The sequence below is a fragment of the Roseovarius sp. MBR-154 genome (assembly GCF_053628595.1).
The window spans coordinates 1-4181 of the sequence record NZ_JBRJGR010000051.1; the positions used below are offsets into that span (position 1 = coordinate 1).

Here is a 4181-nt window from a genome sequence, read left to right on the forward strand (position 1 = left end):
GGAGAAATAATGTGAAGGACGTGGCCCTGAACTCCCCGAATGATAGCGATAGTCCCGCGTTCCTTCGCATTATCGCGTCCTCGCGATTACGCACCATCCACCACAATCTCGAGGCGGCGCTGACCGCGACCGGAGTCAACGACGCCTCGGGCGAGACCAATGCCTCGGCCGCACGCGCCTCGGCCAAGTCCCGCTTCGAGAGCACGAAACAGCGCTTCTTCAACCATCTCCTGATGGGCATGAAGGCTCCAAGCATCATCCGCGCCATCAAGGAGGATCTGGCGGAGGGCAAGGCTTGCGTCATCCAGGTTGTCTCGACAGGTGAGAGCCTGCTGAAACGCCGACTTGAGACAATGGACCCGGAGGATGAACTCGTTGAGGGGGCCTTGACACCGCGTGACTACGTGCTGGGCTACCTCGAACAGGCCTTCCCGATCCATGCGCAAAAGCTGGTCGAAATCGACGGCAATATGGTGGCGGAACCTTTGCGGGATGAGACCGGGGCGCTCGTTGTCTCGCGCGAGGCGCTCGCTTTGCGCGATGCGGCCATGATGGAGTTGATGACGCTGGCGCCGATCCCCTCGGCGCTCGATCAGATCCTCTGGGCTTTTGGCGACGAGGCCGTGGCCGAAGTGACCGGAAGGTCGATTCGACCTCTGAAGGCGGACGATGGCCACCTCTTCATCGAGAAGCGCGCCGCCAGCAGCAATTCATCCGAGACCCAAGCCTTCATGGACGGCGAAAAGGATATCCTGATCTTCTCCGATGCAGGCGGCACGGGCCGGTCCTATCACGCGGCCCAAACGGTGAAGAACCAGAAACGGCGGCGGCACTATCTTCTGGAGCCCGGCTGGCGCGCGGATGCGGCCATCCAGGGGCTCGGGCGCACGCATCGCTCGGCTCAGGTCAGCGCGCCCTTCTTCCGGGTCTGCACCTCGGATGTGCATGGCGAAAAGCGTTTCACCTCGACGATCGCCAAGCGCCTCGACCAGCTGGGGGCCTTGACCAAGGGTCAGCGCGAGACCGGCTCGCAGGGCATGTTCCGCGAGGAGGACAATCTCGAAAGCCCGATCGCGCGGGCGGCACTGCGTGGGTATTTCGCCGATCTTGCCGCCGGGCGCGCTGAGGCGATGAGCTACGAGAGCTTCACCGACTGGACAGCCCTGCGGCTGATCGACAAGGACGGGGTGCTGCTCGAGGAGTTGCCGCCGATCCAGCGGTTTCTGAACCGGGTTCTGGCCCTGCCCATCCACATGCAGAACGCGGTCTTTGCCGAGTTCATGCGCCGGATTGCCGATCAGACTGAACGGGCGCGGGCGGCGGGCACGCTCGATCTCGGCGTCGAAACCCTACGTGGCGAAAAGATCGAGCAGGTCTCCACCGAGGATCTCTGGACCTGCCCGAAATCCGGCGCCGTGACGCGGATTATCGGACTTGAGGTGACGGACCCAGTGTATGTCCTGGTCGCCGAAGAGGCCATATCGCGCAATCCCGACAAGCTGCCGATGGTGAATCGCGCCTCCGGTCGCGCGGCGCTCATCTCGGCGCGGCCCATGCAGATGTATGACGAGGACATTGTCACGCTGATGCGCAAGGCGGTGCGGCCAAACGGGTCGAGCTATCTCGAAGAGGCACGGTTTGAGTCCTCGGCCTGGGAAGAGATTGACAGGCCCGAGTTCGCACGGCTTTGGGATGCCGAGGCTGCGTCCCTGCCAAAAACCACCACGACCAAGCTCTACCTGCTGACCGGGCTGCTGCTGCCGATCTGGAAGGACATTCCGACCACCAATGAGCGGATCTACCGTGTCACGCCAGACGGGGCGACGGCCATGATCGGGCGGACGCTGAGTGAGGAAGGGGCGGCCTCGCTGCGCGCCCGCTTCCTCGTCTCCAATCCGCAAACGCCACAGGAGATGTTGACCGCCGCCCTCGGCACCACCGCACCTGTCGATCTGGGCCGGGGTCTGACCCTGACCCGTCGCCGGGTCGCAGGCGAGATGCGCCTTGAGTTGGGCGGTGCGGATCGGGGCATGATCGATGGCCTCAAGGCGCTCGGCTGCTTCACCGAGATCATCGCCTTCCAGTTGCGTGTGTTCCTGCCGCATGGGGACGGGATCGACACGGGAAGCATTCTGGCCCGGATCGTGGGGCAGCGAGTCGCCAAGGTGGCAGAACAAGCCGCCTGAAAAGTCAAAGCGGGCTTCCGGTCGGGCGCCGCGGATCTGGATTTCACCAGTCTGCGCTTTTCGGGCGCGCGCTGACCAATGCAAGGCCCGGCCCCCCAAATTCAGATAAGAGGACAGACCCATGACCAATCCACAGATCGACTATGCCGCAATGGCGGCTCAGTGGCGTGCAGAGCGCGAAACCACCTTGAAGGCGACCCGAGCGGAACTGCTCGCGCAACTACGTGCGCTTGGCATCAACGAGGTCGCTGCCGAATACGAAGGCTATGGCGACTCCGGCAATGTCGAGGATGTGACGGTGCAGCCTGCAGAGATCCAACTGCCGGAGCCGCTTGCCACAGAGGTTGGCGACTTCGCCTGGTCGCTCGCCTATCACCATCACCCGGGGTTCGAAAACAACGAGGGCGGCTACGGCACGCTGACATGGGACATAGCACTAGACAGCATCATCCTCGATCACGCGGACCGCTATGTCGAATGCTCGCACAGCTATGTCGAGGGTCTTTGAGATGGCCCATCCGCTTCATCATGCTGAAAGCTCTGCCCGGAAATTCGGCGGGGTGCCGTCTGACTATCAGTCTGTGCACGATTGGTTTGACGCCTCGAAAGAGCACCTCGCGCTCTTCACGCACAGAGCTTTGCGCCATCACGCCCTTGGCCTGTTTGAAGCCGAACGTGTCTTCGGCCTGACCCTGACCAATAGCGCTGGTCGAGAAATCCCCGTGCGCTGGATCGGCGAGCAGCATATCCGCGAAGACTGCCAGGGCCGCATTCCGAGCATGGCGGACTGGCTGCGACGGATACAGCCTGAGCCATGGATGGCCAATGGCCACATCGACCGGCATTCCGGCGATGAGCCCTGCGGCGACCCAAGGGTCGCCTGGGCATCTGAAGTCGCCGCCGGAAGAACGGTTCTTGGTCTGAAGGATTGGATGGCGGCGCACGCGACGCAAGCCACGCAAGGTGCCTGACAGCACTCGGCCGTTTGCCAAACGAATACTGCATGGAAGCCCGGTTGGACGACCGGGCTGCTTGCGTCGTTTCCCCACCATTCTTCTTAAGGAGGATCACATGACACTCGATGACATCAAGGCCGTCGTCGATGCCGGCCAGACCGTGCATTGGGCCAATACCGGCTACGTTGTCCACAAGGACCGGCTCGGTCAGTACCTCATCACCTATGTGCCGAATGGTAGCTGCATCGGTCTGACCGACCGGGAAGGGCGACGGTTGAACGGAAAAGAGGCGGAGTTCTTCACCGCGCAATCGAAGGACGCCGCAGAAGATCCGGGCAGCGAATCAAGACCATAGGGGCAGGGCAGGGGCGTAGCACAAGGAGGCGCGGGGGCGCTCCCACTCGGACGGCAGCTCTGACCCGTGGGCGGGGCTGAAAGGAAAGCAGGCTTTCTGATTTGTGATCCCTCAAGGGGTCGAGAAAGCAATCCCGGAAGCGCTGGCAAGAACGTCAGGCACCGACCAATCTAAAAGGAACTATCCCATGTTCGCAGGAACCCTCACCCGCAATGTCGAGACCGCAGCCGCTCAGTACACCGGCATGATCCACGGGGCGCGCTTTGACATCGCCATCCAGCTCGAGGCAAGGGCCAAGATGTCCGAACGCAGCCCGGATTTTGAAGTTACGGCAGTCAACAAGTCAGGCCGCAAGGTGCGCATCGGCACCGCCTGGAACGAGACCGGCAACACCAGTGGCAACCCCTATATCTCGATGCAGATCGATGTCGGCTTGGGCCCGTTCCGGGTCAACGCGGTGCAGACGAAAGAGGCGCGTGCGGCCCAAAGCGGCGCGTTCGAGATCATCCCGCTGGTCTCGAACGGCCTGATGAAATCCGGCTCGATCTCGGGCGAGCTCACCGCCATGGACGCCGACAACGCCTTCACCGTGTCAACGGCGGAGTAAAACCCGACCAAAGGGCGGCGCAAAAGTAGGCCACTTTGGGGTTGGGCGTGAAGGGCGCATAGAGCGCTGGCGGCCAG

3 protein-coding genes and 2 pseudogenes are annotated in these 4181 nt (G+C 62.5%); all 5 read left to right on the plus strand.

What is annotated here, in order from left to right; genetic code table 11:
- Positions 1 to 2186 (plus strand): strawberry notch C-terminal domain-containing protein (locus tag ACSSV4_RS22890; protein ID WP_454277295.1); only part of this gene is annotated, 2186 nt, incomplete at its 5' end.
- A gap of 121 nt (positions 2187 to 2307) precedes the next feature.
- The gene (locus ACSSV4_RS22895) at positions 2308 to 2694 is read left to right on the plus strand and encodes a DUF6878 family protein (RefSeq protein ID WP_284376548.1); all 387 of its coding nucleotides are present in this window, start codon (positions 2308 to 2310) and stop codon (positions 2692 to 2694) included.
- A 1-nt stretch (position 2695) separates the two neighbouring features.
- Positions 2696 to 3157 (plus strand): DUF6915 family protein, encoded by a 462-nt coding sequence (locus tag ACSSV4_RS22900; protein ID WP_454277296.1) that lies wholly within the window; start codon positions 2696 to 2698, stop codon positions 3155 to 3157.
- A 100-nt stretch (positions 3158 to 3257) separates the two neighbouring features.
- Positions 3258 to 3560, plus strand: a pseudogene (locus ACSSV4_RS22905) (hypothetical protein).
- Positions 3561 to 3684: 124 nt separating this feature from the next.
- A pseudogene (locus ACSSV4_RS22910) lies at positions 3685 to 4086 on the plus strand (DUF736 family protein); the annotation flags it as partial.
- Positions 4087 to 4181 lie beyond the last annotated feature (95 nt).